The sequence below is a fragment of the Amycolatopsis dongchuanensis genome (genome assembly GCF_039542405.1).
Lineage (GTDB): Bacteria > Actinomycetota > Actinomycetes > Mycobacteriales > Pseudonocardiaceae > Amycolatopsis_E > Amycolatopsis_E sacchari.
Genome location: NZ_BAABIB010000095.1, coordinates 63,297 through 89,883, shown reverse-complemented (window position 1 = coordinate 89,883; position 26,587 = coordinate 63,297). Strand labels below are relative to the sequence as shown.

Sequence of the window (26,587 nt, the reverse complement as noted above, 5' to 3'; positions counted from 1 at the left end):
TGGCTTCGAACAGGGGCACTCGCCCCTACCCAAGACATTCGCGGCTAGTTCAAAACAGGAGGAAACTGATGGCACAGAAGGTGCTGGTCTCCCTCGTGGACGACCTCGACGGTTCCGAGGCGGACGAGACCGTCGAGTTCGGTTTGGACGGGATCAACTACCAGATCGACCTGTCCAGTGAAAACGCGGAGGAGCTGCGGGACGCTCTCGCCCAGTACGTCGAGCACGCCCGCAGGGCCGGTGGCCGCAAGCGCGCGGGCCGTCCCTCGGCGAAGCCCGCGGCCAGCTCCGCTTCGGTGGACCGCGAGCAGAACCAGGCCATTCGTGCGTGGGCGCGCAAGAACGGCTTCCAGGTTTCCGACCGCGGACGTATCCCGTCCGAGGTCGTCGAGGCCTACCACAAGAAGAACTGACCCTTCGGGGGCAATAGCCGCGTACGGGGCCGCCGGGATTACACTCGGCGGCCCCGTTCACGTCTCCGGCTTTCTTGAACTCTGTTCTACGCTTCTGGGGCGTCCGGTCCGGCCGGTCTTCGGCATCGTCCAATAGGTCGAATTCGGTTCCGTGCTAATCCGCGACTGCAACTTGCGCGTTGCGGGTGTGATCACCGAACACGAGTAATCGATTCCCCGCACGGAGTCCGTGGCGGTACGCGCAGGGGTCCGATGGCACATTCGCCCCGTGCGTTCCGCGGGCACCATTTCCCGGATGCGCTCGGCCGCGTAGTGGTCAAGATCACTGCGCGCGCAGGCGCGGGCATTCGGCGCACTCCGCCTCGCCGGGCAGGAGGTAGGAGAAGCAGCAGCTCTCCCGGCGGCGGGTCCAGCACCGGCCTTCCAGCCGCAGTGCCGACGCGGCCGTGAGGGGTGGGTAGCGGGCGTCGAGCACCAGTGCCGCGTCGGCGACCCCGGCGCCTTCGTCCCCGCCCTGGCGCCCGGCCCACCACAGTGCGTTGTCGAGCGCGTCCGTCGCCGCGGCCCACAGCATGCGGCGGCCGAGCCGGCTCACCGGTGCGTAGGCGGCGACGAACCGGGCGGCGTGTCCGGTGTAGCGGGCGCGCAGCGCGGCGGCCAGTGCCCGTTCGTCCCTGACGACGGTCGCGTCGGGGCAGCCCGCCGCGGGGTCGGCTGGCAGGCAGTAGAACTCGCTCCCGAGTACGGCGATCCCCTCCGGGTGCGGCCGGTCGCCGCCCAGCCGGAAGGCCAGCTCCTCCGGCCGGAGCAGCGGCACCCTCCGTTCGTGGTGCAGCAGCAGCGCCGCGGTGTAGGCGGGCACGTGCAGGTACCACGACATGACGTAACCGGCCGTGGTCCTTCCGGGTGCTTCTCCGAACCGCGCCCGCAGCCACCCGGCGAGGGTTCTGCGCCACGCCACGAACCGCGCGGGGTCCGCCAGCAGGTCCGCGCAGCGCTGCCACTCGCCGTCCCCGGGCAGGTCGGGGCGGAATTCGGTGCGCCGCTGGAGCGGTGCCACCCTGGTGACGGAGTCGGCGAGGCCGGGCACGGCGGGGTGCCGTCGCACGGTGTCGATCACGGCCTCCCGCTGCTCCATCCGGGTGTTAGGTCTGCCTTACCTTACCGGCTTTTGGGGGAGGCGCCACCGGGGTATCCGGCGTCTGTTCGCGGTGAGCGGACAAAGGCCGCCGGCGGAATCCCCGGCGGGGGCCACGCGTTGGAAAGAACGTCAGTAAGCAGCGAAAACGCGAGGCCGGCGAAGGTCGGCGTACTGACTTCTGTGACCTGATTCGCCCCAGTGGTAGCCCGGTGGAAGCTGTCGGCTACTACAGTGGACTCACGGTGCTGAATCCATCGCCAACGCGGGATGGAGGCTCACCGCCGGCGCAGCAGTCGAGGGAGTGGGAATGTTCGAGAGGTTCACCGACCGCGCGAGGCGGGTGGTCGTCCTGGCCCAGGAAGAGGCCAGGATGCTCAACCACAACTACATCGGCACCGAGCACATCCTCCTGGGTTTGATCCACGAGGGTGAGGGTGTCGCCGCCAAGGCGCTCGAATCGTTGGGCATCGCGCTGGAGGGCGTCCGCCAGCAGGTCGAGGAGATCATCGGCCAGGGCCAGCAGGCTCCGAGCGGGCACATCCCCTTCACCCCGCGGGCCAAGAAGGTGCTCGAGCTGTCGTTGCGCGAGGCGCTCCAGCTCGGCCACAACTACATCGGCACCGAGCACATCCTGCTCGGGCTGATCCGCGAGGGCGAGGGCGTGGCGGCGCAGGTGCTCGTCAAGCTCGGCGCGGATCTCAACCGCGTGCGCCAGCAGGTGCTGCAGCTGCTGTCCGGCTACCAGGGCAAGGAGCCGGCCGAGGCCGGTGCCGGCCGTGGGGAGGGCACGCCGTCCTCGTCGCTGGTGCTCGACCAGTTCGGCCGCAACCTGACCGTCTCCGCCCGCGAGGGCAAGCTCGACCCGGTCATCGGGCGCAGCAAGGAGATCGAGCGGGTCATGCAGGTGCTGTCGCGCCGCACCAAGAACAACCCGGTCCTCATCGGCGAGCCCGGCGTGGGCAAGACCGCCGTCGTCGAGGGCCTGGCCCAGAACATCGTCAAGGGCGAGGTGCCCGAGACGCTCAAGGACAAGCAGCTCTACACGCTCGACCTCGGCTCGCTGGTCGCGGGCTCCCGCTACCGCGGTGACTTCGAAGAGCGCCTCAAGAAGGTGCTCAAGGAGATCAAGACCCGCGGCGACATCATCCTGTTCATCGACGAGCTGCACACGCTGGTCGGGGCGGGTGCCGCCGAGGGTGCCATCGACGCGGCCTCGATCCTGAAGCCGATGCTGGCCCGCGGTGAGCTGCAGACGATCGGCGCCACCACGCTCGAGGAGTACCGCAAGTACATCGAGAAGGACGCCGCGCTGGAGCGCCGCTTCCAGCCGATCCAGGTGGGCGAGCCGTCGCTCGAGCACACCATCGAGATCCTCAAGGGCCTGCGCGACCGGTACGAGGCGCACCACCGCGTCTCGATCACCGACTCGGCGCTGGTCGCCGCCGCGACGCTGGCCGACCGGTACATCAACGACCGGTTCCTGCCGGACAAGGCGATCGACCTGATCGACGAGGCCGGTGCCCGGATGCGCATCCGCCGGATGACCGCGCCGCCGGACCTGCGTGAGTTCGACGAGAAGATCGCCGCCGTCCGCCGGGACAAGGAGTCGGCGATCGACGCGCAGGACTTCGAGCGCGCCGCGCGCCTGCGCGACGAGGAGAAGACCCTGCTGGGCCAGAAGTCCGAGCGGGAGAAGCAGTGGAAGGACGGTGACCTGGACGTCGTCGCCGAGGTCGACGACGAGCAGATCGCCGAGGTCCTGGCCAACTGGACCGGTATCCCGGTGTTCAAGCTCACCGAGGAGGAGACCACGCGTCTGCTCCGCATGGAGGACGAGCTGCACAAGCGGATCATCGGCCAGGAGGACGCCGTCAAGGCGGTCTCGCAGGCCATCCGCCGCACCCGCGCCGGCCTGAAGGACCCGAAGCGCCCGTCCGGCTCGTTCATCTTCGCCGGCCCGTCCGGTGTCGGTAAGACCGAGCTGTCCAAGGCGCTGGCGAACTTCCTGTTCGGCGAGGACGACGCGCTCATCCAGATCGACATGGGCGAGTTCCACGACCGCTACACCGCCTCGCGGCTGTTCGGTGCCCCTCCGGGCTACGTCGGCTACGAGGAGGGCGGCCAGCTCACCGAGAAGGTGCGCCGCAAGCCGTTCTCGGTCGTGCTGTTCGACGAGATCGAGAAGGCCCACCAGGAGATCTACAACACCCTGTTGCAGGTCCTGGAGGACGGCCGCCTCACCGACGGGCAGGGTCGCACGGTCGACTTCAAGAACACGGTGCTGATCTTCACCTCGAACCTGGGCACGCAGGACATCTCCAAGTCCGTGAGCCTCGGCTTCTCCGCCGGAAACGACGACACGTCGCGGTACGACAAGATGAAGCAGAAGGTCAACGAGGAGATGAAGAAGCACTTCCGGCCGGAGTTCCTCAACCGCATCGACGACATCATCGTCTTCCACCAGCTCACCCAGGAGCAGATCATCCAGATGGTGGACCTGATGGTGCGCCGGGTGGAGACCCAGCTCAAGGCCAAGGACATGGCGATCGAGCTGACCGACAAGGCGAAGGCGCTGCTGGCCAAGCGCGGCTTCGACCCGGTGCTCGGTGCCCGTCCGCTGCGCCGGACCATCCAGCGGGAGATCGAGGACCAGCTGTCCGAGAAGATCCTGTTCGGCGAGGTGCAGCCGGGGCAGATCGTCATCGTCGACGTCGAGGGCTGGAGCGGCAACCCGGAGGACAGGGACGACCAGGCGAAGTTCACCTTCCGCGGCGAGCCGAAGCCGCTCGAGGTGCCCGACGCCCCGCCCGTGTCCATCGGTGCCGGCAACGACCCGCGGCACGAGGCCGAGAACGACTGACGACCGGTAGGCCGTAGCGGACGCCCCCAGGGAACTCCCTGGGGGCGTTCGCGTTGTCGGAGGTAAATCGGTCGGGGGAATCTGGGAAGCTGGAACCGTGCGCGTGGATGTGCTCGGCCCGTTGCGGGTCCGGGGGGACGACGGGGCGCCGATCGAGGTCGGCGGCGCCCGTCTGCGCATGCTCCTGGCCAGGCTCGCGCTCGACGCGAACCGCCCGGTCAGCCCCGAGTCGCTCGTCGACGGGCTGTGGGGTGCCGAACCGCCCGCCGACGCGGTCAACGCGTTGCAGTCCCTCGTCTCGCGGCTGCGGCGCGCTCTCGGTGACAGCGCCCGGCTGTCCTCCACCGCCGGCGGTTACGTGCTCAAGGTCGAGGAGGTCGACGCCGCCCGGTTCGAGGAGCTGGCGACGCGTGGCCGTCACGAGCTGGCGGCCGGGAACCACGCGGCCGCGGCCACGACGCTGACCGAAGCGCTCGCGTTGTGGCGCGGGGAAGCGCTTTCCGACGTCCTCGACGCACCGTTCGCCCAGGCTCCCGCGGCGCGGCTCGACGAGCTGCGGGCGAGCGCGCGTGAGGACCGCTTCGAGGCGGAGCTGGAGCTGGGCCACCACGCGGACGTGCTGGCGGACCTCGAAACCGCCGGTGCCCAGCACCCGTTGCGGGAGCGCCTCGCGGGGCTGCGGATGCGGGCACTCTACGCGGCCGGGCGCCAGTCCGACGCCCTCGCCGTCTACGAGCACACCCGCGCCCTGCTCGCCGACGAGCTGGGGGTCGATCCCTCGGCCGAGCTCCGGCAGGTGCACCTCGCCGTGCTGCGCGGCGAACTCGCGACCCCGCGACCCGTCAACGACAACCTGCCGGTGCGGCTGACGAGCTTCGTCGGGCGCGAACGGGAGCTGGACCTGCTCGCCCGCTCGCTCGCGTCCGCCCGCCTGGTCACGCTCGCCGGTCCCGGTGGTGCGGGCAAGACCAGGCTCGCCACGGAAACCGCCGTCCGCCATCCCGACGCCGAGCGCGGCCGGGTGTGGTTCGTGGCGCTCGCGGCCGTCCGCGATCCCGGCGACGTCATCAGCGCTGTGCTCGCCGCCCTGCGTTCGCTGGACATGCGGGTGCTCAACACGCCGCCGTCGCTGCACGTCATGGAGCCGCTCGACCGCGTGACCGACCTGATCGGCAGCGCGGGCGGCCTGCTCGTGCTGGACAACTGCGAGCACGTCGTGGGCGCGGCCGCCGAGCTCGCCCACGAGCTGCTGACGCGCCTGCCGAACCTGCGGATCCTCGCCACCAGCAGGGAACCGCTCGCGATCACGGGTGAGCTGCTGTGCCAGCTGGGGCCGCTGGAGGTGCCGGAGGCGATGCGGCTGTTCACCGAGCGAGCCGCCTCGGTCCGCCCCGGATTCGCGCTCGACGAGACGACCACCGAGCCCGTGCGTGAGATCTGCCGCCGGCTCGACGGGATGCCGCTGGCGCTGGAACTCGCCGCGGCCCGCCTGCGCTCGATGACCGTGGACCAGATCGCGCGACGGCTCGACGACCGGTTCCGCCTGCTCACGTCGGGCAGCCGGATCGCACTGCCCCGGCAGCGGACGCTGCGTGCCGTCGTCGAGTGGAGCTGGGACCTGCTGGAGAAACCCGAACGCGTGCTGGCGCGGCGGCTCTCGGTCTTTCCCGGCGGTGCCACCACCTCCGCGGCGGAGGAGATCTGCGCGGACGAGCTGCTGCCACGGGAGGACGTGCTGTACGTGCTCGGCTCGCTCGTCGAGAAGTCCATTGTGGACGCCGTGGAGGGGGACGAGCCGAGGTACCGGATGCTGGAGACGCTCCGGGTCTACGGCGAGGAGCGGCTCGACGAGGCGGGCGAGCGCGAGCTGGTGGCCAGGCGGTTCGCCGACCACTACCTGCGGATCGCCGAGGAGCACGAGCCGCTGTTGCGCACCGCGGACCAGCTGCGGGCGATCCGCGTCTTCGAGGCCGAGCACGACAACATGCTCACCGCGTTGCGCAGGGCGATCGACACCGGCGACCCCGAGACGGCGTACCGGTTCACCGCGGCCCTGTGCTGGTACTGGGTGATCCGCGGGCTGGGCGAGCAACCCGGCGCGTTCATGGGGGACGTGCTCGCCTTCGGTGACCGGCTCCCCGAGGACGTGCGTGCCGCGTTCGAGGTGCTCGCGGCGCTCGTCAAGGCGGCTCCGATGATCGAGGACATGCCCCAGCTGCACTCGCTGGTCGACGAGTACGCGCGGACGGAGGCGTGGCGGCGTTTTCCGGCGCTCGCCCTCGCCGTGCCGATGCTGGTCTTCCTCGCGCGGGACTGGGAGCTGGCCGAACGGGAGCTGCGCCGGGCGCTGGAGCTGCCGGACCCGTGGGCCCGTGCCGCGGCGCGGTGGGTGCAGGGCTTCGTCCTCGACGACGCCGGGGACCTCGACGGCAGCGAGCGGGTGCGGGAGCAGGCGCTCGAAGGCTTCCGCGAGCTGGGTGACCGGTGGGGCGTCGCGATGACCATCGGGATGCAGGCGAGCGCGCATTCGTTGCGCGGCAGGCACGCCGAGGCGATCGCGGGGTACCGGCACGGGCTGGCGCTGGCGCGGGAGCTGGCGTCGGCCGAGGACACCGTGCAGCAGCAGTCCCGGCTGGCGAACGAGCTGTACCGGTCCGGCGACGTCGAAGGAGCGTGGCGGGAGATCCGCGAGGCGCAGCAGCTCGCCGACGAGCTGGGGCAGCTGGAACACCGGGCCATCGTCCGGTTCACCCTGATGGACCTGGCGCGGCGGGACGGGGACTTCGCGCAGGCCCGTGAGGTGCTGGAGTGGGTGACCGGGGCGGCGGAGCGGCTGCCGTTCCCGATGGCGATGGCGGAGGAGTGGGTGTCCCTGTTGAGCGCCTCGCTCGCCGTTTCGGAGGGCGACGCGGCCGCCGCGCGCGAGGCGCTGCCCACCGCGGTCCGCACCTCCACCCGGCGGCAGGACATGCCGGACGTGGCGGCCGCGGCACAGGTCGGCGCGAGACTGCTGGCGCTGGAAGGGAAGGCGGAGCGCGCGGCGTGGGCGCTGGGGGTGACCAAGGTGGTGCGCGGCGCCTTCGACGAGGGTGACCCGGAGCTGCGGGCGCTGGTCGCCGAGCTGAAGGCGGTGCTGGGGGCGGGGTTTGAAAGCGCTTTCCAGGCCGGGGCGGGGCTCGGCAAGGAGGAAGCGATCGAGGCGCTGCGGCGGGAGTTCTGCGGGTGACCGGGGGCCGGTGGTCGGCCGGTGGGCGGTGGCCTGGCGAGGGACGGTAGGCGGCTGGCGGCGGCGGGTGGCTGGCGGCCTGGAGGGGGATGACGGGCGGCCGGGCCAGGGACGGTAAACGGCCGGTGGCCGGGGCGGCGGCGACGGGTGGCTGGCGGCCTGGAGGGGATGACGGGCGCCGGTGGCTGGATGGTGACGGTGGGCGGCCGGTCGCTGGAATGAGAACGGCGGGCTGCCTGGATGGGACGGCGGGCGGCGAACCGCCTGAACCGAGAGGGTGGCGGCCGCACCCGAACAGAAACCACGGCGGCTGCCCTGAACGGCAACGGCACCCGCCTCTGAAGGGCGAGGCCGGCCGCACTTGCCCCGAGAGGTGGCGGCCGCCCCTGAACGGCGCCCCCTCAACGGCAACGGCGGGGCAGCCGCCCTTGGCCCGAGACGGCGGCTAACCGCCCGACCCGGGGCACAGCGCCCGCCCCTGAGCGGAGACGGCGGCGAACCGCCCGGCCCGAGACCACAGCGCCCACCCCGAAGGCCCGCCCCCGAAGGCCCGCCCCCGAAGGCCCGCCCCCGAAGGCCCGCCCCCGAACGAAAACGGCGGGCAGCCGGTCCCCCCGGGACCGGCTGCCCGCACCCCCTGTGATCAGCCCACGCGGCGCCGGTAGGCGCGCATCGCGAGCGGGAAGAACACCAGCACGATCCCCGCGAGCCAGGCGAGCGCTCCGAGCAGCGGCCCCGCCACCTCACCGCCGACCAGCAGACCGCGCATCGCATCGGTCAGGAGGCTCACCGGGTTGATGTCGGACCACGCCCGCAGCCACCCCGGCATCGTCGTGCTCGGGACGAACACGTTGCTGCCGAACGTCAGCGGGAAGACCAGCGCGATCATGATCCCCTGCACCGCGCCCGGCGTGCGGACCAGCATCCCGACGAACACGGCCATCCAGCAGAAGCACAACCCCGCCACGATCATCAGCGCGGCGCCGACGACCGCGGCCAGCGGGTTCGTCGTGATGCGGAAACCCATGATCGTCGCCATCACCAGCAGCACCACGATCGCGACCAGGTAGCGCACGATGTCGGCCAGCACGGCGCCCACGAGCGGGGCCGAACGCGCGATCGGCAGGCTGCGGAACCGGTCGAACACGCCCTTGCTGACATCGGTGTTCAGCGCGACGCCCGCGGACAGGCTCGCCATGATCGTGTTCTGCACCAGCAGCCCCGGCGCCAGCGCCTGCAGGTAGGTGCCCGTGCTGCCGGAGATCGCGCCGCCGAACAGGTACACGAACATCACCAGGAACAGGATCGGCTGGAGCGTCACGTCGATCAGCTGCTCCGGGTTCTTCCGGATCTTCAGCACGCCCCGCCAGGCCAGCGAAAGCCCGTGTTGCACCGCCTTCGCGGGGCTCACCCGCTGCGGCGGCGCGAGAACAGCGGCCGTCATGCCGCCACCTCCTCAGTCGGTTTTCCGGTCAGGGCGAGGAAAACCTCGTCGAGGCTGGGCAGCCGCAGCGCGACCTCGTCCGCGACGATCCCCGCCTCGTCGAGCTTCCTGACCAAAGTGGACAACAGCACCGGGTCGGACACGGGCGCGGTCAGCAACCCGGTGTCGTCGTCCCGCATCGGCTGCACCCCCGTCAGGTCGCCGAGGATGCGGGACACCGCGTCCAGGTCCGCGAGCGACGTCGGGCGCACCAGCATGGTCTGCCCGCCGACGCGCCGCTTCAGCTCGTCGGCCCGCCCGTTCGCCACGACCCGGCCGTGGTCGAAAACGGTGATCGAGTCGGCCAGCTGGTCGGCCTCCTCGAGGTACTGCGTCGTCAGCAGCACGGTCGCCCCGTCCGCGACGAGCTTGCGCACCACGCCCCACACCTCGTTGCGTGCGTGCGGGTCCAGGCCCGTCGTCGGCTCGTCCAGGTACAGCACCTGGGGGCGGCCGACGAGGCTCGCCGCGAGGTCGAGCCGCCGCCGCATCCCCCCGGAGTACGTCTTGGCGGCGCGGCCCGCGGCCTCGGTCAGCTCGAACTGCTCCAGCAGCTCGACGGCGCGGTGCCGGGCGTCCGGCCGGGACAGGCCCAGCAACCGCCCGATGAGCACCAGGTTCTCGGTCCCCGACAGGTCCTCGTCCACCGACGCGTACTGCCCGGTCAGCCCGATCAGCGAACGCACCCGCACGGGGTCGCGCACCACGTCGTACCCGCCGACCGTCGCGTGCCCGCCGTCCGGCCGCAGCAGCGTGGCCAGGATGCGGACCGCCGTGGTCTTGCCCGCCCCGTTGGGGCCGAGCACACCCACCACCTTGCCCGTGGGGACCTCCAGGTCGACGCCGTTGAGCGCGACCGTGTCCCCGAAGCGTTTCACCAGGCCCTCCGCCCGGATCGCCAGCGACATGTGATCCTCCCTCGTCGTGGGGACCACGGTGCACCCCCGCGCTGGCAGCCCGCGCACAGCGCGCTGTCAGCAGCTGACACCGGCTTGGCAGCGGTTCGCGTAGAAAGGAGCGTGTGCAGATCACCGACAGCGCGGGCACCGCGGTCCACCAGCACGGTTCACCGGCCAGAACGCTGCGCATGATCGCGCTCGCGGTGCTGGCGCTGGGGTTCCTGGAGATCGCCGCGCTGCGGCTGCTCGGCATCGACGGCAACCGGATCACCGCCGCGTTGCTCGCGCTGACGCCGTACGTCGCCGTCGGCGGGCTCCTCCTCGGTGGGGTGTCGCTGGCCTTCCGGCACTGGTGGATCGGCGGCGTGGTGCTGGTGGTCGCGATCGCGCTGGTCGGGATGCTGCTGCCGAGGGCGTTCGCCTCCGCGCAACCGGTCGCGCACGGGCCGAAGCTGCGGGTGATGTCGTCGAACCAGTACCTCGGCAAGGCGGACGTGGCCAGTGTCGTGCGGCTGGTGCGGGAGAACCAGGTCGACGTGCTGAACCTGCTGGAGCTGACCCCGCGCGAGGCCGCCGCGCTGGAGCGGGCCGGGCTGTTCCAGCTGCTGCCGTACCGGGTGTTCAAACCGCAGTTCGGCGGCGCGGGCTCGGGAATCGCGTCGCGCTACCCGCTCACGGAGCTGTCCCTGACCGGTCCCTCGCGGATGGAGCAGCCGAGCGCGCGGGTGGACGTGCACGGCACGGCGGTCGAGGTGGTCGCGGTGCACCCGATCCCGCCGACGACCGACCCGCAGGAGTGGAAGAAGGAGATGGCGGGGCTGCCGAGGCCGAACCCGGGTGGCACGGTCCGGATCCTCGCCGGGGACTTCAACTCCACGGTGGACCACGCGACGTTCCGGGACCTGCTCGACGCGGGGTACACGGACGCGGGGCTGAGCCGGGGCGAGGGGTTCAAGCCGACGTGGCCGTCGTCGTTCTTCCCGCCGCCGGTGACCATCGACCACGTCCTCGTCGACCCGCGTGTCGCGGTGGACGGCTACCGCGTGCTCGACGTGCCCGACTCCGACCACCACGCGGTGCTGGCGGAGGTCAGCCTGCCGTGAGCAGCTCGTCCAGCGCGGTGAGCGTGTCCAGCGCGCCGTAGGGGAGCGAGACGCCGCGGCCGTGCCGGACGTCGGGCTCACGCGGGTTGATGCGGACGAGCGCGCCGTTCGCGGCGCTGGCCAGTTCGGCGTAGCGCCGGACGGTCGGCACGGCCTGGCCCGCGCCCAGTTCGAGCACGACGACGTCCGGCCACTCGCGGCGCCACTCGTTCACCGCGCGCAGCTGCTCGTCGCTCCGGCGGGACAGCCAGTCGAAGTCGCCGAACATCAGGATGTTGGGCCGCGCGAGGCGGCCGCAGTCGAGGCATTCCGGCAGCGGTTCGGCGGCCCGCATCGTGTCCTCGTCGATCTCGACGTGGAGGTCGGCGGCCGACCAGATGCGCTCACCGCACGGCACCGTGCACTGCAGGTGGTGGATCGACCCGTGCACCTCGGCGACGAGCCCGAACCCCGCCTTCTGGAACTGTCCGTCCACATTGGACGTGAAGACGGCGGCTCCGCCCGGTTTGGCCTCGCCCCACTTGCGCAGCAGCGCGAACCCCTCGTGCGGCACGGTGCGGCGGTACAGCTCCAGGCGGTGGCCGTAGAAACCCCACGCCAGCGCCGGGTCCTCGGCGAAGTGACGCGGGTCGGCCATCTCCGCGAAGCGCAGGCCCAGCCGCTCGTACGGCGGGTACGCGCGCCAGAACCCCTCATCGCCGCGGAAATCGGGCAGGCCGGAATCGACGCCCATACCGGCGCCGGCGCAGACCAGCAGGGCGTCGGCGGCCGCGATCAGCGCGGCCGCGCGGTCCAGTTCGTCGTCAGTGCGCACTGTCGAGGTCGACGACCTCGAACTCCAGCAGGCTGGCGCCGCTGGCGACCGGCTTGGCGCGCTCGCCGGAGTGCGCCTCGCGGGACGGGCCCTCGGCCCACGCCTTGAAGTGCTCCTCGGACTCCCACTTCGTGTACACGAAGTAGCGGTTCTCGCCCGCGACGGGGCGCAGCAGCTCGAAGCCGAGGAAGCCGGGCTGCGAGTCGACCGCGTGCATCCGGTGGGCGAAGCGCTTCTCCAGCTCCGGACCGGCGCCCTCGGGCACCTCGATCGCGTTGATCTTGACGACTGCCATGAAAAGACTGTACTGCGACGCGGAGCGTCTCCGTTGGGGGTGGCCGTCTCGTGCCACCCTGGCAGGATGACCGAGTTGCGGGGACAGGACGCGGCGCACGTGGGCGTGGTGGACTTCGGTGGGCAGGGGCAGCCCATCGTGTTGTTGCACGGGTTGATGGGACGGGCGCGGACGTGGTGGCCGGTCGCCCAGTGGCTGCTCCCCTACGGTCACGTCGTGGGGCTCGACGCACGTGGCCACGGGCGCGCGGCGCGGACCGGGCCGTGGACGACGGAGCAGTTCGTCGAGGACGTGGCCGCGCTGCTGCGGACGTTCGACGAGCCCGCGGTGCTCATCGGGCATTCGATGGGCGGGCTGCACGCGTGGGCCACCGCGGCGACGCACTCGGAGCTGGTGCGGGCGGTGGTGGTCGAGGACATGGCGCCGGACCAGCGCGGCCGGACGGTCGAGACGTGGCGGGGGTACTTCGAGTCGTGGCCGGTGCCGTTCCAGTCGCTCGCGCACGTGCGGGAGTTCTTCGGCAGCACGGGGAACTACTTCGCCGAGTGCGTGGAGGAACGGGAGGACGGCTACCACCTCATCGCCGATCTCGAGGACCTGTACGAGATCGCGGCGGAGTGGGGGCGGCGCGAGTACTGGTCCTTTGTGGACGATGTGCGGTGCCCGCTGCTGGTGGTCGAGGCCGGTGACACGGCCATGCCGCCCGGTCAGCAGGCGGAGCTGGCGGCCCGTGTGCCGAAGGGCAGGCACGTCGTGGTCGAAGGCGCTGGTCACGTCGTGCACGACGACGCCCCGGAGGCGTACCGGGGCGCTGTCGAGGCCTTCCTGTCGGAGGTGCTGGGGCGCTGAACCGGAAAGGGCACAGTCACGCGGTGAGTGGGCCCTGGTCACGGGTTCGACGAGCGGGGTCGGGCGGGAGACCGCGCTGCGGCTGGCGGAGGACGGCTACTCGATCGTGGTGTGCGGCCGCGACCGCGACCGGGCCGCCGAGACCCGGAAGGCGGTCGAATCGGCCGGCGGGCGGGCCGCCGACCTGGTCGCCGACTTCGCGGACCCCGCCTCCGTACGCGGTTTCATCGCCGAGATGAAGGAGGCCGTCGGCGACGGCACCGTGGAGGTGCTGATCAACAATGCCGGAGGAGGCACGTTCTCCCCGACCGAGGACACGACGGAGGAGATGTTCGACGCGGCGTTCAACCTGCACGTGAAGGCGCCTTACCTCCTCACCGCGGCGTTCGCACCCGCCATGGCACAGTGCGGCCGCGGCGCGATCGTCAACGTCGGGAGCCTCAGCACGACCGCGGCGACCGCGGGTACGAGTGCCTTCCAGGCGGCGAAGGGCGCGCTGATGATGCTGACGAAGTCGTGGGCCGCGGAGTACGGACCACGTGGCGTGCGGGTCAACGCGGTCGAGCCCGGTTACGTCCTGACCCCGCTCAACGAGCACGTGCGCCACATGTACGGCGGGTACCTCGCCGGTGTGCCCGCGGGCCGGGGTGCCGAGCCCGGGGAGGTGGCGGAGGTGATCCGGTTCCTCGTCTCGCCGAAGGCGTCCTACGTCCAGGGTGTGACGTTGCCCGTGGACGGCGGAAAGAACGCCGTCGTCCCGTTGTGAGCCGCTAGTCCGTGGTGGCGAGGGCCTGCGCCACCGCGTGCCGGACGAACCGGGCCACGTCGGGGGAGGTGGCGGTCGCGAGCCACGCGACGTGGACCTCGCTCGGCGGCGCCCCGGTGAGGGGTAGCGCTTTGATGCCGTCCAAGGGGATCCCGGACAGCATCGGGACCGGCAGGCCGCCGATCGCCTGACCCAGTCTGACCGCGCCGACGTACTGGGCGGTGTCGTGCACCACCGGCCCCGGCCTCAGGCCGTACTGCTCGAACACGGGCGCGAGCCTGCCTGCCGCCGCCTCCTCGGCCCAGACCGGGAAGGCCTCGCCGGCGAGATCCGCACTGTGGACCGAGGTACCGTCGGCGAACCGGTGCCCTTCGTGGACCAGCACGACGTGCTCGTCTGTCCACAGTAGATCGCTGTCGACGCCTCGGCTGTCGAACGGGGTGCGCAACAGTGCGACGTCGGCCGTGCCGTCGCGCAGCTCGTCCTCCTGCAGCCCCCGGTTGGCGAAGACCGCTCGCGCCGGCACCTCCTCCGGGTAGCGCTCGTTGTAGGACCGCACCAGGAGCTCCAGCCAGCCGATCTCGCAGCCCAGTGCGGCGATCCGGAGGTGGGGTGAGTCGCCGCCGAGGCGGGTGACGCGGGCGAGGGCGGCTTTCGTGAACGAGTCGATGTCCCCGGCCTCCGCGGCCAGTGCCCGCCCGGCCGCGGTGAGCTCGGCGCCGCGGTGCTCGCGGAGGAACAACGTTGCGTCCACGGACTTTTCGAGAGCGCGGATGGCCCGGGACAGCGCCGGCTGCGTCATGCCCAGCCGCGCGGCGGCGCGGGTGAAGTTCCGCTCGTCGGCGACAGCGAGGAAGTACCGCAGCTGCCTGAGTTCCACCTCGTCCCGCACCTGCCCAGCCTGTCACGACCTGCACCCATGCCGCACCGGCATCGCACCATGTCACCCGGGACTTGGCCCGACCGTCCCCCGCGTTGCTGAGCTGGCCCCGAGGGGCAGATCAGCCGCCCCGCGGACGGAAGGGCGCACATGGCGGAGAAGGCGGTCGTCACGGGGGGCACCGGCGGCATCGGGCTGGAGGTCGCGCGGGAGCTCGCACGGCGGGGGTACGCGGTGACCGTGGTGGGGCGCGACGAGTGGCGCGGCAAGCGGGTGGCCGACAGCCTCGGCCGGGATGCCCGGTTCCTGCGAGCCGACCTGTCGTCGCTCGCGGAGGTCCGTGTGCTCGGCGCCCGGCTCGCGGCGGAGGGACCGTTGCGGCTGCTGATCAACAACGTGGGCGGCATGTGGGTGCGGCGCTGGGAAACGGTGGACGGGATCGAGGCGGCCTTCGCGCTCAACCACCTTTCGCCGCTCGTGCTGACCGAGGCCCTGCTGGACGCGTTGCAGGCAGGCGCGCCGAGCCGGATCGTGGACGTCACGTCGTCCTCCATCACCGCCGCGATGACGCTCGGCGTGCCGGAGTACGACGAGGTGGACGTGCCGGGCGAGTACTACGGGATGGCCGTTTCGGGCCGGGCCAAGCTCGCGCACCTGGCCGCGGTGCTCGAACTGGCCGAGCGCCTGCGGGGCACCGGCGTCTCGGTGTTCGCCGCGGATCCCGGCGCCGCCGCGACACCCAACGCCGCGGAGATGGAGCCCGAGATCCTGCCCCCGCCGCTGCGTCCGCTCTGGGACACCGTGTGGCAGGGGGTGCAGCGGCCGGCGGCCGAGGTGATCGCCCCGATCATCCACGCCGCGACCGCCCCGGGCTTGGAAACCGGCACCGTCTTCGATGCCGATCTCGCGCCTGCCAACGCGCTGACCGCCCCGCTCACGCCCGAGCTGGTCGCAGCGGCCCGGGGGCTCACCGAACGCGTGCTCCGGGCGGGTTAGTTCGCCGCGTGTTCGCCGGGCAGGGCGAAACGGCCGTCGGGGATCTGCTCCACCAGGCCGTCCGTCAGCAACGACGCCAGGCACCGGTCGCGGCGGCCGGCGTCCTGCGGCCACACCACGTCCAGCTTCTCCTTCCACACCGGCTCCGGCGTACCGCGCAGCACGTCCAGCAACCGGCCGCGGATCTGGCGGTCCGTGCCCGCGAACTTCTGCACGGGTTTCGCCGGGCCCGCGTACGCCGGCCGCCCCGCCCGCTGCCACGAGCACGTGTCGTAGATCGGGCAGTCCGCGCACTTCGGTGAGCGGGCCGTGCACACCAGCGCCCCGAGTTCCATCAGCGCGGCGGAAAACCGCGCCGCACGGGCCTCCTCGACGGGCAGCAACGCCTCGACGTCCGCCATGTCGCGGGTGGTCGACGGCGGCCCGGCGTCCCCGGCACCGTGCACGGCCCGCGCCACCACGCGCCGCACGTTGGTGTCGACCACGGGCGCCCGCTTGCCGTAGGCGAACGTCGCTACGGCCCGCGCGGTGTACGCGCCGATGCCGGGCAACGCGAGCAGAGTGTCCACATCGGACGGTACGACGTCGCCGTGCTCGGCCGCGATCACCGACGCGGCCGCGTGCAGCCGCAGCGCCCGGCGCGGGTAGCCGAGCTTGCCCCACGCCCGCAGCACCTCGCCCTGGCTCTCGGCGGCCAGCGCGGACGGCACCGGCCACCGCGCGAGCCACTCCTCCCAGATCGGCTGCACGCGTGCGACGGGCGTCTGCTGCAGCATGATCTCGCTGACCAGCACACCCCAGCCGGTGCACTCGGGCCGCCGCCACGGCAGGTCGCGCGCGGTGCGGTCGAACCAGTCGATCAGGGTTTCGGCGTCGATCGGCACGGCGCCCAGGTTAGCCGTCGACCTCGGTCAGGTCGCCGGTGTGCACGTCGTAGACGAAACCACGCACGTTGTCGGTGTGCGGGAGGTACGCGCTGCGCTTGACCCGCCGCATCGAGGTGCGCACGCTGTCGGCGACGTCGCGGAACGCCTCCACCGCCCACGTCGGCCGCAGCCCGGTGTCCTGCTCCAGCTCGTCCTTGAAGTCGTCCTCGGTCACCATCGACAGGCCGCACGTGGTGTGCTGGACGATGATCACCTCGGTGGTGCCGAGCTTGCGCTGGGACAGGGCGAGCGAGCGGATCACGTCGTCGGTCACGACGCCGCCCGCGTTGCGCAGGATGTGCGCCTCGCCCTGGATGAGGCCGAACAGCTCGAACACCCGGATGCGGGCGTCCATGCACGTCAGGATCGCCACGTGCAGCGAGGGCTGCGGCGAGGAACGGTCACCCCGCAACCTGTCCTCGAGCTCCTGGTGGCGCTTGAGCAGCTCCTCGATCGCGGTCATCCGTCTCTTCCCGGCATCGGTGTCGGCCTGCTCCATTTGACCTGGCCGGCGGGCACGGGGCAATCGGGACCGACGAACATCACGGTCCGAACCAGTGCTCCTCCATCGTGCGCGGCGGCGCGGAGGTCGTGCCGATGCGCAGCTCGGTCTCGAGCGTGATCACCTTCGGGTTGACGTGCTCACCCGCGGCGAGCAGCAGCTTGCCCGCGGCCCGGCCCTTCTCCAGCACCGGCTGGTGCACGGTGGTGAGCCCGAGCCGCTCGGCCTCGGCGATGCCGTCGAACCCGGTCACGGTCAGGTCGGCGGGCACGCGCAGGCCGCGGCGCTCCGCCTCGGCGAGCGCGCCGAGCGCGAGGATGTCCGAGGTGCAGATCAGGGCCGTGACCTGCGGGTACGCGCCGAGCAGCTGCCGGGCCGCCGAGGCGCCCTCGTCCACCGTGTGCTCGAAGCGCTCGACGACCGGCACGGTCGCCCAGTCCACCCCGGCCTTGCCGAACGCGGTCGCGAGCGCCTCCAGCCGGGTGCGCTGCACGTGGAAGTGCGCGGTGCGCTGGCGTTCCAGCGACACGAAGTCGTCGTTGCGGTCCCGGCCCAGCCGCATGCACAGCACGCCGACCTGCCGGTGGCCGAGCCCGACGAGGTGCTCGGCGAGCTTCGTGATCGCCGCCGCGTCGTCGGGACCCACGCGGTCGAGCCCGTCGACCTGCGGCTGGTCGATGATCACGGTGGGCACCGGGCGGGCCAGCACGGCGGCCAGGTGGGGGTCGTCGTCCGGCACCGAGTAGACGACGAACCCGTCGACGCCCGCGCGGTGCACGGCGGCGACGTCGTCGCGGCCGGGGCTGGCGGGCACCAGGTGCAGACCGACGCCGGCGTCCTCGCACGCGAGCGCGAGCCCTTCGAGCACGCCGATGGCGGCGGGGTCGCGGAAGGCGTACGACAGGTTCTCGGTGAGCAGCAGCCCGACCGCGCCGGCCTTGCGCGTGCGCAGCGAGCGGGCCACCGGGTCGGGGCCCGGGTAACCGAGGCGGCGGGCGGTCTCCAGCACGCGGCGGCGCAGTTCGGGGGAGAGCTGGTCGGGCCGGTTGTAGGCGTTGGACACCGTGGTCCTGGACACGCCGAGTTCCGCGGCGAGCGACGCCAACGTCGCCTGTCGCCTCATGCGCATAGGACGCCCCATGAGGGAACCGTAACGGTTCAGAACGGATTCCTGAAGTCGGCGCGGAGCACGTGGGGGAAGTGCTGCCCGCAACGCGGCGTTCAGACAGCCGTAACCCGGCTTGCCAAGATCGTCACCCGGTAGCGTAAGGTGAACTCGAAAACCGTTTCCAATAACTACTGACGGTGCCGCTACCTGCCACTTTCGGGAGAAGTCGTGATGCGTTCCAGTCGTTTGCCGCGCCTGATCGGCCTGGCCTCCGCCGCCACCGCACTGGTGCTGGCGCTCGCCGCGTGTGGTGGTGGTAACACCGCGGGCGACAGCGGCGGGAAGGTCGAGGCCGTCGCGTCCACCGACGTCTGGGGCAGCGTGGTGTCGGCCGTCGGGGGCGACCAGGTGCAGGTCACGTCGATCATCCACGACCCGGCCGCCGACCCGCACTCGTACGAGACCACCCCGCAGGACGCGCTCGCCGCGCAGCGGGCGCAGCTGACGCTCGCCAACGGCGGCGGCTACGACGACTTCTTCACCAAGCTGGCCGACCAGGCGACGAACGCCAAGAAGCTGGTCGCGTACGACATCGCCGCGACGGGCGATGAGAACGAGCACGTCTGGTACAGCTTCGCCTCCGTCCAGAAGGTCGCCGACCAGGTCGCCGCCGAGCTGGGGCAGTTGCGCCCCTCGGCGGCCCAGACCTTCACCGCCAACGCGAACGCGTTCAAGACCAAGGTGGCCGAGCTGCAGGCGAAGACCGAGCAGGCCGGCGCCGCACACCCGGACAGCAAGGTCATCGCCACCGAACCGGTCGCGCACTACCTGCTGGAGACCGCGAAGGTCACCGACGCCACGCCGCACGAGTTCTCCGAGGCCGTCGAGGAGGAGAGCGACGTCCCGGCCGCCGCGCTGGCCGAGGTCAACGCCCTGATCTCGGGCAAGCAGGTCAAGGCCGTCGTCAACAACGCGCAGACGGTCACGCCGGTGACGCAGCAGGTGGTGAACAACGCGAAGCAGGCCGGACTGCCCGTGGTGGACGTGACCGAGACGCTGCCCGCCGGTGCCACGGACTACATTTCCTGGATGACCAGCGAAGTCGACGCACTGGCAGGAGCACTGAACTCTTGAGTCCCGCAGTCGAGATCTCCGGCGCGAGCCTGGCCTTCGGCGGGCGCACGCTGTGGTCCGGGCTGGACCTGAGCGTCCAGCCCGGCGAGTTCGTCGCGATCCTCGGGCCGAACGGGTCCGGCAAGACGAGCCTGCTGAAGGTGCTGCTGGGGCTGCAGCCGCTGTCCGCCGGTTCCTGGCGGATCGCGAGCGACCACCCGGTCGGGTACGTGCCGCAGCAGCGGGCGATGCAGGAGGCGCTCACCCTGCGTGGCGTCGACCTCGTCGGGCTGGGGCTCGACGGGCACCGCTGGGGTCTCGGCCTGCGTGGGCTGCGGGAGCGGCGGCGCCGTGTCGCGGCCGCGATCGACTCCGTCGGCGCGTCGGCGTACGCGAAGTCGCCCGTCGGCCGGCTTTCCGGTGGCGAGCAGCAGCGGCTGCGTGTCGCGCAGGCCCTGATCGGCGACCCGGACGTGCTGCTGTGCGACGAGCCGTTGCTGTCGCTGGACCTCGGGCACCAGCGCGCGGTGAGCGCGCTGATCGACCGGCGGCGGCGCGAGGCCGGGACGGCGGTGCTGTTCGTGACCCACGAGCTGAACCCCGTTCTGTCCTATGTGGACAGAGTGCTGTACCTCGTGGACGGCCGGTTCCGGATCGGCACGCCCGAAGAGGTGATGAACTCGAAGACGTTGTCGGAGCTGTACCGGACGAAGATCGAGGTGCTGCGGGTGGGCGGCCAGATCCACATCGCCGGTGCGCAGAGCGCGCTGTGCGAGGACGAGGCGCACCACCTCGAACCGGAAGAGCGGGTGTCCTGAGTGGACCGGATGTTCGACTTCGGGCTGACCGGGCAGCTGCTGGCCCAGCCGTTCGTGCAGACGGCGCTGCTGGCGGCGGCGGTGCTCGGGCTCGTCGCGGGTGTGCTGGGGCCGCTGATCGTGACGCGGCGGATGTCGTTCGCCGTGCACGGGACGGCCGAGCTGGCGTTCACCGGCGCGGCCGGCGCGCTGCTGCTGGGCATCGGCGTGGAGTACGGCGCGCTCGCCGGGTCCGTGCTGGCGGCGCTGCTGCTGGGCCTGCTCGGCGGCCGGGAGTCCGATCGCGACTCGGTGATCGGCGTGATCCTGTCGTTCGGGCTGGGGCTCGGGGTGCTGCTGCTGACGTTCTACCCGGGGCGCACGTCGAACAAGTTCGGCATCCTGGTGGGCCAGATCGTCTCGATCGACACGACGAACATCGTGGTGCTGGTCGCCGCGGCGGTGGTCGTGCTGCTCGTGCTCGCGGGGATCTACCGGCCGCTGCTGTTCGCGAGCGTGGACCCGCACGTCGCGGCCGCGCGTGGTGTGCCGGGCCGGGTGCTGTCGGTGGTGTTCGCGGTGCTGGTGGGCATCGCGACGGCGCTCGGCGTGCAGATCGTCGGCTCGCTGCTGGTGGTGGCGCTGATGGTGACCCCGGCCGCGGCCGCGATGCGCGTGACGGCGAGCCCCTGGCGCGCGACGGTGCTGGCCGTGGTGTTCGCGGAGGCCGCCGCACTGGGCGGGATCGTGCTGTCGCTGGCGCCCGGGGTCCCGGTGAGCGCCTTCGTCACGGCGATCTCGTTCCTGATCTACCTGGTGTGCCGGGTGATCGCGTACCGCCGCGGCCGCGCGGGCAAGGTCGCCGCACCGGAGCTCGCGCCGGCACCGGCAGGCTGACGCCGCTCAGTGCAGCATCAGCAGGACCTGCAGCTCCCCGACGAGGAAACCGATCACCCCGCCCACCGCGATCAGCTTCCACTCCTCCTGCCGGAACGCCGGACGCAGCAGGTTCTCGTACTGGCGGGGGCTGAGCGCGAGCATCCGCCGCTCCACGACGTGCGCGACGTCCATGGCCCCGGTCAGGTAGCCCTCGGCGTGCCGCACGGTGTCCGGCAGCAGCGCCACCGCCCGGTCGGCCGCCGCGGTCTTCAGCTCCCGCAGCCGTGGCGCGCCGACCGTCAGCGACACCAGTCGCCCGGCCTGCTCGTCGACGGCCTTGGACACGACCCGCCGCACCATCGCGACCATCTGGTCGGCGCGCGGACCGCGCAGGATCGCGTCGAGCAGGTTCCGCGTCGTGAGCACCTCGCGCGCGATCACCTCGCCGTACTCGCGCGCGACCTCGCGGCGGCGCCGCTGGAACTTGCCCTGCAGGGTCAGCCCCAGCACCCGCACCGGCTCCCGCGGCAGGAAGATCAGTTTGATCGCGAGCCAGTCGGTGAACAGCCCGATGCAGCCGCCGAACACCGGCAGCACCCACGGGTTCTTCGTCAGCGCCCACACGACGGCCTGCACGAGCCCGAGCCCGAAACCGAAGTAGCTGCCGCAGCGCGCGATGAACGCCATCTCGGGCCGCGTGGTCTCGCGGATCAGCCGGACGAGCAGCGCCTTGTCGCGGGTGAGCCGCTGGACGGCCATGTGCTTGACGTCGAGCACCTCGTCCAGGTTCTCCCGCAGGTCCGTCACCAGGTCCTGGACGAACCGCGGCGCCGCCGCCTGCACCTGCTTGACGACCAGCTCCTGCGCCATCGCCGGCAGTGCTTCCCACAACCTCGGCTGGTACTCGGCGAGCACGTCGCGGGTGATGTCGTCGATCGCGCGCAGGAGCGGCTGCTCGATCTCCGCGGTCAGCCGGGCGGGCTCGATGCGGGCGAAGATCTCCTTGAGGTCGAGCAGGTTCGACGTGAGCAGTTCGGTGGCGATCGCCGCCATCCGCCCGCCGTGCTTGGGCACCACGCCCTGCCAGCCCAGCCACGGCGGGATGCCGACGAACTCCAGCGGGCGGAACATCATCTCGATCGCGACGCGCTTGGTGAGGTAACCGATGAGCGCGGCGACGAACGGGATCAGGAGGTACACCGGCCAGTGCGCGGCGAGGTCCTGCGCCACCTCCTGACCTCCCTCCCTTTCTCCGGGAGACTAGTGCAGCAGGAGCAGTACCTGCAGTTCGCCCACGAGACCGCCGATGACGGCACCCACCGCGATCAACTTCCACTCGTCCTGCCGGAACGCCGGGCGCAGCAGCCCCTCGAACTCCACAGGGGACAGTCGCCGCATCCGCTCGACGATCGTGTTCCGCACGTCCAGCGCGTTGACCGCGTACTCCTCGGCGTAGCGGATGGTGTCCGGCACTCGCTCGGCCGCCTTGATCGCGGCGGCCTGCTTCATCTCCTGGTACCGCCGGCTGCCCACCGCCGCGACCACCAGCGGCTTGACCAGCCCCGCCTGCGTGTCGATCGTGCGCTGCACCTCACGCGTGATCATCTGGAACAGCCGGTCGGACCGCGGGCCGCGCAGCACCTCCTCCAGCAGGTTCGGGATCGTGATGATCTCCCGCGCGATCATGTCGCCGTAGTCGGCCGCGACCTGGTCCCGCCGCTTCTGGAACACGCCCTGCCAGGTGTAGAGGCCGAAGAACTCCCGCGGCTCGCGCGGCAGGAAGATCATCTTCAGCGCGAGCCAGTCGGTGAACCAGCCGATGCCGAGCCCGAACAACGGCAGCACGATCGGGGACTTCGTCGCCGCCCACACGACCAGCTGCACGATGCCCAGCGCGAACCCGAACACCAGCCCGGAGCGCGCGATGAACCGCATCTCCGGCCGCGAGATGTTCCGGATCAGGCGGTTGAGCAGCGCCTTGTCGCGCACGAGGTTCTTCACGACCATGTGCTCCAGGTCCAGCACCTCGTCGACGTCGTGCGAGATCTCGCGCATGATCTTGGCGATCACCTTCGGCGACTCCGCCCGCACGCGGTTGAGCAGCAGCTGCCTGGCGCCCTCGGGCAGCGCCTCCCACAGCCGCGCCTGGTACTGCTCCATCACCTCGCGCGTGACGTCCTCGACGACCTCCAGCAGCGGGCCCTCGATCTGCTTCGCGAGCTCGTCCGGGTCGAGCCGGGAGAAGACCTCCTTCGGGTCGACGAGGTTGCGGGTGAGGGTCTGGGTCGCGGTCGTGGCCATGCGCTCGGCGTTGGCGGGCAGCACGCCCTGCCAGCCGAGGAACGGGGGGATCCCGACGAACTCGATGGGCCGGAACATCATCTCGATCGCGACCCGCTTGGTGACGTACCCGATCAGCGCCGCGACGAACGGCATCGTGACGTAGACCGGCCAGTGCGCGCCCAGGTCCGCGACGATCCGCTGCAGTTCCACCCGCTCCCCCTCCCGGCTCCCGCGGCAACCGTAACCGGCGGTCCGGGCCCGGCGTACTGGGCGGCTCGGCCGCACGTGCATGGTCCATCCACCGTGAGTGAAGCGTTCGAATGGCGGTATGGAATCCGGCGAGCGGACCCACTAAGGTCGCCGCATGCCCCCTGCCCAGTCCCCCATCCAGTCGACGGAACCGTCCGTCGGTAACCCCCACTTCCCGCTCGTCTTCCGCGGCTACGACCGGGTACCGGTCGACGAGCGCCTCAACCAGCTCGCCGCCGAGATGAAGGAGCTCGCCCAGGCCCGCGACGACGCGGTGTCCTCGGTGTCCGAGCTGACGAAGGCCCTCAGCTACGCGCAGCAGGAGCTGGCCGAGACCAAGGCCGCCCTGTCGCGCATGGCCAGCGACCCCAACAGCGCCGCCACCATGACCGAGCGCGTCCGGTCCATGATGCAGCTGGCCGAGGAGGAGATCGCCGAGCTGCGCCAGCAGGCGGAGAACCAGGCCGAGCAGATCCGCGCCGAGGCCGACAAGTACGACCACGACACCCGCAAGGCGACCGACAAGTGGGTCTCCGAGCGCGAGGCCGAGATCGCGGAGCGGCGCAACGAGCTGGAAGCCGAGTACCAGGCGCTCACCGCGAAGCTCAAGGCCGAGCACGAAGACCTGATGGCGAACGCGCGTGCCGAGATCGAGCGGCTCAACAGCGAGGCCGAGGCCGAGCGCGCCCGCCTCGACGCCGAGGCCGACCAGCGCCGCGCCGCCGCCGAGCAGAAGGCGGAGGAGGAGCTCTCCCTCAAGATCGCCGAGGCCGAGGAGCAGCTCGCGACCAAGGTCTCGACCACCGAGGAAGCGCTGAGCAAGAAGGTCCGCGAGACCGAGGAGTCGCTGGCCACGAAGGTCCGCGACACCGAGGAATCGCTGTCCACCAAGGTCCGCGAGACCGAGGAGGCGCTCGCCGCGAAGGTGTCCGCCACCGAGGAGCGCCTGTCCACGCAGACCCGCGAGGCGGAGGAGCGCGCCGCGGTGCTCGTCGCCGACGCCGAGCAGCAGCTGGCCGAGGCCGAGCACAACCGCACGCAGGCCGCGGAATTCAAGCGCGAGGTCACCGAACGGCTCACCGCGACGCATTCCGCGCTGCAGGAGGCGCTCAAGGAACTCGTGCCGGCGGAGGAATCGCCGAAGGTGCCCGCCTGACGTCCCATTTCCCGTTCGCAGCCGCCTTTTCGCTCACGCGGAAAGGCGGCTTTTTCGTTCCCGGATGGGCCCCGACCTGCGGTTTGTCCGCTATTAACGAGAAGTCCGAATTCCTCGGCCAAAACCCACCTGCGGGGGAAACACCATTCCGCCGTCCCGTAGAGTTCGCCATCATCGCCGGTGGTGAATTCGGGAGCGAGGCTTTCCATGGTCAAACCCGTCCAGTCCACGAAAGCAGGTACTCCGCACCTGCGCAGGTCGGTCGGCTTCTACGGCCTGATGTTCGTGTCGCTCGGTTCGATCATCGGATCCGGCTGGCTGCTCGGCGCGCTGAAAGCCGCGAAGGTGGCCGGCCCCGCGTCGTTGCTGTCGTGGGTCCTGACCGCGGTCATCATGGCGACCCTCGCGCTGGTGCACGCCGAGCTGGGCGCCGCGTACCCGATGGCGGGTGGCACGGCGCGGTTCCCCGCGCTGGCCTACGGCGTGCTCGGTGGGTTCGCCGGCGGCTGGGTCGCGTGGCTGCAGGCGGTCGCGCTGGCGCCGGTGGAGGTCGAGGCGAGCCTGCAGTACCTGGACAACATCACCTGGGTCAAACAGCACCTGAACCTGCTGCACACCGGTGGGGAAACGCTGACGGCGAGCGGGTTCGCCTGGGCTTCCCTGCTGATGCTGGTCTTCACGGTGATCAACCTGGTCGGCGTGAAGCTGTTGTCGGAGAGCAACTCGGCGACGGTGATCTGGAAGGTCGCGGTCCCGGTGCTGACCGTGGTCGTGTTGCTGTCGCTGCGGTTCCACCCCGGCAACTTCACGGCGGGCGGAGGGTTCGCGCCGTCCGGTGCGCACGGGGTGTTCGCGGCGCTGCCGGTCGGTGTCGTGTTCGCGCTGCAGGGTTTCGAGCAGGCGGTGCAGCTGGGTGGCGAGTCCCGTAACCCGCAGAAGGACATCTCGCGCGCGATCATCACGGCGATGGTGATCGGCACGATCGTCTACCTGCTGCTGGAGATCGCGTTCATCGGTTCGCTCGACCCAGCGTCCATCGCGAAGAACTGGGACAACCCGATCACGCAGGGCTCGTTCGGTCCATACGCGACACTCGCGACGCTCGCCGGCGCGGGCTGGCTGGCGTACATCCTGTACGCGGACGCGTTCGTCTCCCCGGCGGGCACCGGTCTGCTCTACCTCGGCACGTCGTCGCGGTTGTCGTACGCGATGGGCAAGGAGCGGGTGCTGCCGAAGCAGCTGGGCAAGCTGAGCGTGCGCGGGGTGCCGGTGTGGGCGATCCTGCTGTCGTTCGTGGTCGGCGAGATCATGTTCCTGCCGTTCCCCAGCTGGCAGGACCTGGTCGAGGTGATCACGTCGGCGACGGCGCTGATGTACGCGTTCGCGCCGGTGTCGATGATCGCGCTGCGCAAGCGGGACCCGGAGCGCACGCGGCCGTACCGCGCGCCGGCGGGCCACGTGCTCGCGCCCGCCGGGTTCGTGGCGGCGAACCTGATCATCTACTGGACCGGGTTCGAGATCACGTGGAAGATCATGATCGCGATCGTGGTGGGCTTCGTGTTGTTCCTCATCGCCCGCGCCACGACGAAGCCCGCCGACCGCCTGCCGGTGGACTGGAAGGCCGTGACGTGGGTGCCGGTCTGGCTGGGCGGGATGGTGCTGATCGCGTGGCTCGGCCGGTACGGCGACGGCGGCGAGCTCAAGGCGCTGCCGGAGTGGTGGGACCTGGTCGTGGTGATCGTGTTCAGCCTGGTGGTCTTCTACTGGGCGGTGGCGCTGGCCGTGTCCACGGACAAGGTGCGTGCGGCGATCGAGCGGGAGACCGAGGAACTCGTCGCGCACGGGTAGG

The 26,587-nt window shown here is 71.2% G+C and carries 23 protein-coding genes; 12 read left to right on the top strand and 11 right to left on the bottom strand.

Annotated elements, in window-relative coordinates; all coding sequences use genetic code 11:
- Positions 1-68: 68 nt before the first annotated feature.
- A complete protein-coding gene (locus ABFX51_RS26370; RefSeq protein WP_091514512.1) occupies positions 69-413 on the top strand; it encodes a histone-like nucleoid-structuring protein Lsr2 in 345 nt (114 codons plus the stop codon).
- A 322-nt stretch (positions 414-735) separates the two neighbouring features.
- Here the strand turns inward: ABFX51_RS26370 and ABFX51_RS26365 are convergent, their stop codons facing one another.
- A complete protein-coding gene (locus ABFX51_RS26365) occupies positions 736-1,551 on the bottom strand; it encodes a (2Fe-2S)-binding protein (protein ID WP_346055214.1) in 816 nt (271 codons plus the stop codon).
- Between the two features lie 310 nt (positions 1,552-1,861).
- Between ABFX51_RS26365 and ABFX51_RS26360 the strand changes: the two genes are divergently transcribed.
- Both ABFX51_RS26360 and ABFX51_RS26355 read left to right on the top strand, forming a co-directional pair.
- Positions 1,862-4,414, top strand: coding sequence for an ATP-dependent Clp protease ATP-binding subunit (locus ABFX51_RS26360; protein ID WP_091514506.1), 2,553 nt, complete (start codon positions 1,862-1,864; stop codon positions 4,412-4,414).
- 97 nt (positions 4,415-4,511) lie between these two features.
- Complete coding sequence (locus tag ABFX51_RS26355; RefSeq protein WP_346055213.1) at positions 4,512-7,640, top strand: AfsR/SARP family transcriptional regulator; 3,129 nt, start codon at positions 4,512-4,514, stop codon at positions 7,638-7,640.
- Positions 7,641-8,283: 643 nt separating this feature from the next.
- On the opposite strand, the gene ABFX51_RS26350 is transcribed toward ABFX51_RS26355, so the two are convergent.
- Together ABFX51_RS26350 and ABFX51_RS26345 are read right to left on the bottom strand one after the other, a co-directional pair.
- Complete coding sequence (locus ABFX51_RS26350; protein WP_346055212.1) at positions 8,284-9,084, bottom strand: ABC transporter permease; 801 nt, start codon at positions 9,082-9,084, stop codon at positions 8,284-8,286.
- Complete coding sequence (locus tag ABFX51_RS26345) at positions 9,081-10,031, bottom strand: ATP-binding cassette domain-containing protein (protein ID WP_091514499.1); 951 nt, start codon at positions 10,029-10,031, stop codon at positions 9,081-9,083. Before ABFX51_RS26345 ends, ABFX51_RS26350 begins: the two co-directional genes overlap by 4 nt.
- A 113-nt stretch (positions 10,032-10,144) precedes the next feature.
- Between ABFX51_RS26345 and ABFX51_RS26340 the strand changes: the two genes are divergently transcribed.
- Positions 10,145-11,125, top strand: a complete 981-nt coding sequence (locus ABFX51_RS26340; protein ID WP_245783341.1) for an endonuclease/exonuclease/phosphatase family protein — start codon at positions 10,145-10,147, stop codon at positions 11,123-11,125.
- On the opposite strand, the gene ABFX51_RS26335 is transcribed toward ABFX51_RS26340, so the two are convergent.
- Positions 11,112-11,939 carry an SIR2 family NAD-dependent protein deacylase gene (locus tag ABFX51_RS26335; RefSeq protein ID WP_245783340.1) on the bottom strand — a complete coding sequence of 276 codons (828 nt, stop codon included), beginning with the start codon at positions 11,937-11,939 and terminating at the stop codon, positions 11,112-11,114. The two genes, ABFX51_RS26340 and ABFX51_RS26335, sit on opposite strands and share 14 nt — an antisense overlap.
- On the bottom strand, positions 11,929-12,234 hold the full coding sequence (locus ABFX51_RS26330) for an antibiotic biosynthesis monooxygenase family protein (protein WP_346055210.1): 306 nt from the start codon (positions 12,232-12,234) through the stop codon (positions 11,929-11,931). Before ABFX51_RS26330 ends, ABFX51_RS26335 begins: the two co-directional genes overlap by 11 nt.
- Before the next feature lie 66 nt (positions 12,235-12,300).
- Between ABFX51_RS26330 and ABFX51_RS26325 the strand changes: the two genes are divergently transcribed.
- Together ABFX51_RS26325 and ABFX51_RS26320 are read left to right on the top strand one after the other, a co-directional pair.
- Positions 12,301-13,083 carry an alpha/beta fold hydrolase gene (locus ABFX51_RS26325; protein WP_346055209.1) on the top strand — a complete coding sequence of 261 codons (783 nt, stop codon included), beginning with the start codon at positions 12,301-12,303 and terminating at the stop codon, positions 13,081-13,083.
- On the top strand, positions 13,046-13,849 hold the full coding sequence (locus tag ABFX51_RS26320; RefSeq protein ID WP_428832502.1) for an SDR family NAD(P)-dependent oxidoreductase: 804 nt from the start codon (positions 13,046-13,048) through the stop codon (positions 13,847-13,849). Before ABFX51_RS26325 ends, ABFX51_RS26320 begins: the two co-directional genes overlap by 38 nt.
- A gap of 4 nt (positions 13,850-13,853) precedes the next feature.
- Here ABFX51_RS26320 and ABFX51_RS26315 read toward each other — a convergent pair whose 3' ends face one another.
- The gene (locus tag ABFX51_RS26315; RefSeq protein WP_245783339.1) at positions 13,854-14,741 is read right to left on the bottom strand and encodes a LysR family transcriptional regulator; all 888 of its coding nucleotides are present in this window, start codon (positions 14,739-14,741) and stop codon (positions 13,854-13,856) included.
- A 138-nt stretch (positions 14,742-14,879) separates the two neighbouring features.
- On the opposite strand from ABFX51_RS26315, the gene ABFX51_RS26310 reads away from it, so the two are divergent.
- A complete protein-coding gene (locus ABFX51_RS26310; protein ID WP_091514493.1) occupies positions 14,880-15,725 on the top strand; it encodes an SDR family NAD(P)-dependent oxidoreductase in 846 nt (281 codons plus the stop codon).
- Here ABFX51_RS26310 and ABFX51_RS26305 read toward each other — a convergent pair.
- The 3 genes from ABFX51_RS26305 to ABFX51_RS26295 form a co-directional block, all read right to left on the bottom strand.
- Positions 15,722-16,609 (bottom strand): HhH-GPD family protein, encoded by an 888-nt coding sequence (locus ABFX51_RS26305; protein WP_091514491.1) that lies wholly within the window; start codon positions 16,607-16,609, stop codon positions 15,722-15,724. The two genes, ABFX51_RS26310 and ABFX51_RS26305, sit on opposite strands and share 4 nt — an antisense overlap.
- 10 nt (positions 16,610-16,619) lie before the next feature.
- Positions 16,620-17,114: a beta-class carbonic anhydrase gene (locus tag ABFX51_RS26300; protein ID WP_346055208.1), complete on the bottom strand. Its 495-nt coding sequence runs from the start codon at positions 17,112-17,114 to the stop codon at positions 16,620-16,622.
- A gap of 79 nt (positions 17,115-17,193) precedes the next feature.
- Positions 17,194-18,294 (bottom strand): LacI family DNA-binding transcriptional regulator, encoded by a 1,101-nt coding sequence (locus ABFX51_RS26295; RefSeq protein WP_091514486.1) that lies wholly within the window; start codon positions 18,292-18,294, stop codon positions 17,194-17,196.
- A 198-nt stretch (positions 18,295-18,492) separates the two neighbouring features.
- Here ABFX51_RS26295 and ABFX51_RS26290 point away from each other — a divergent pair, with 198 nt between their 5' ends.
- The 3 genes from ABFX51_RS26290 to ABFX51_RS26280 are packed head-to-tail and all read left to right on the top strand — an operon-like array spanning position 18,493 to position 21,068.
- Positions 18,493-19,395, top strand: a complete 903-nt coding sequence (locus ABFX51_RS26290; RefSeq protein ID WP_091514484.1) for a metal ABC transporter solute-binding protein, Zn/Mn family — start codon at positions 18,493-18,495, stop codon at positions 19,393-19,395.
- On the top strand, positions 19,392-20,192 hold the full coding sequence (locus ABFX51_RS26285; RefSeq protein ID WP_346055206.1) for a metal ABC transporter ATP-binding protein: 801 nt from the start codon (positions 19,392-19,394) through the stop codon (positions 20,190-20,192). Before ABFX51_RS26290 ends, ABFX51_RS26285 begins: the two co-directional genes overlap by 4 nt.
- A gap of 9 nt (positions 20,193-20,201) precedes the next feature.
- Complete coding sequence (locus ABFX51_RS26280; protein ID WP_245783342.1) at positions 20,202-21,068, top strand: metal ABC transporter permease; 867 nt, start codon at positions 20,202-20,204, stop codon at positions 21,066-21,068.
- Positions 21,069-21,074: 6 nt separating this feature from the next.
- Here ABFX51_RS26280 and ABFX51_RS26275 read toward each other — a convergent pair whose 3' ends face one another.
- Both ABFX51_RS26275 and ABFX51_RS26270 read right to left on the bottom strand, forming a co-directional pair.
- Positions 21,075-22,280 (bottom strand): DUF445 domain-containing protein, encoded by a 1,206-nt coding sequence (locus ABFX51_RS26275; protein ID WP_091514475.1) that lies wholly within the window; start codon positions 22,278-22,280, stop codon positions 21,075-21,077.
- A gap of 30 nt (positions 22,281-22,310) precedes the next feature.
- Positions 22,311-23,486 carry a DUF445 domain-containing protein gene (locus ABFX51_RS26270; RefSeq protein ID WP_425425877.1) on the bottom strand — a complete coding sequence of 392 codons (1,176 nt, stop codon included), beginning with the start codon at positions 23,484-23,486 and terminating at the stop codon, positions 22,311-22,313.
- Positions 23,487-23,697: 211 nt separating this feature from the next.
- Here ABFX51_RS26270 and ABFX51_RS26265 point away from each other — a divergent pair, with 211 nt between their 5' ends.
- Positions 23,698-24,738 carry a coiled-coil domain-containing protein gene (locus ABFX51_RS26265; protein ID WP_245783338.1) on the top strand — a complete coding sequence of 347 codons (1,041 nt, stop codon included), beginning with the start codon at positions 23,698-23,700 and terminating at the stop codon, positions 24,736-24,738.
- 207 nt (positions 24,739-24,945) lie between these two features.
- A complete protein-coding gene (locus tag ABFX51_RS26260) occupies positions 24,946-26,586 on the top strand; it encodes an APC family permease (protein WP_091514469.1) in 1,641 nt (546 codons plus the stop codon).
- Position 26,587: the final 1 nt, after the last annotated feature.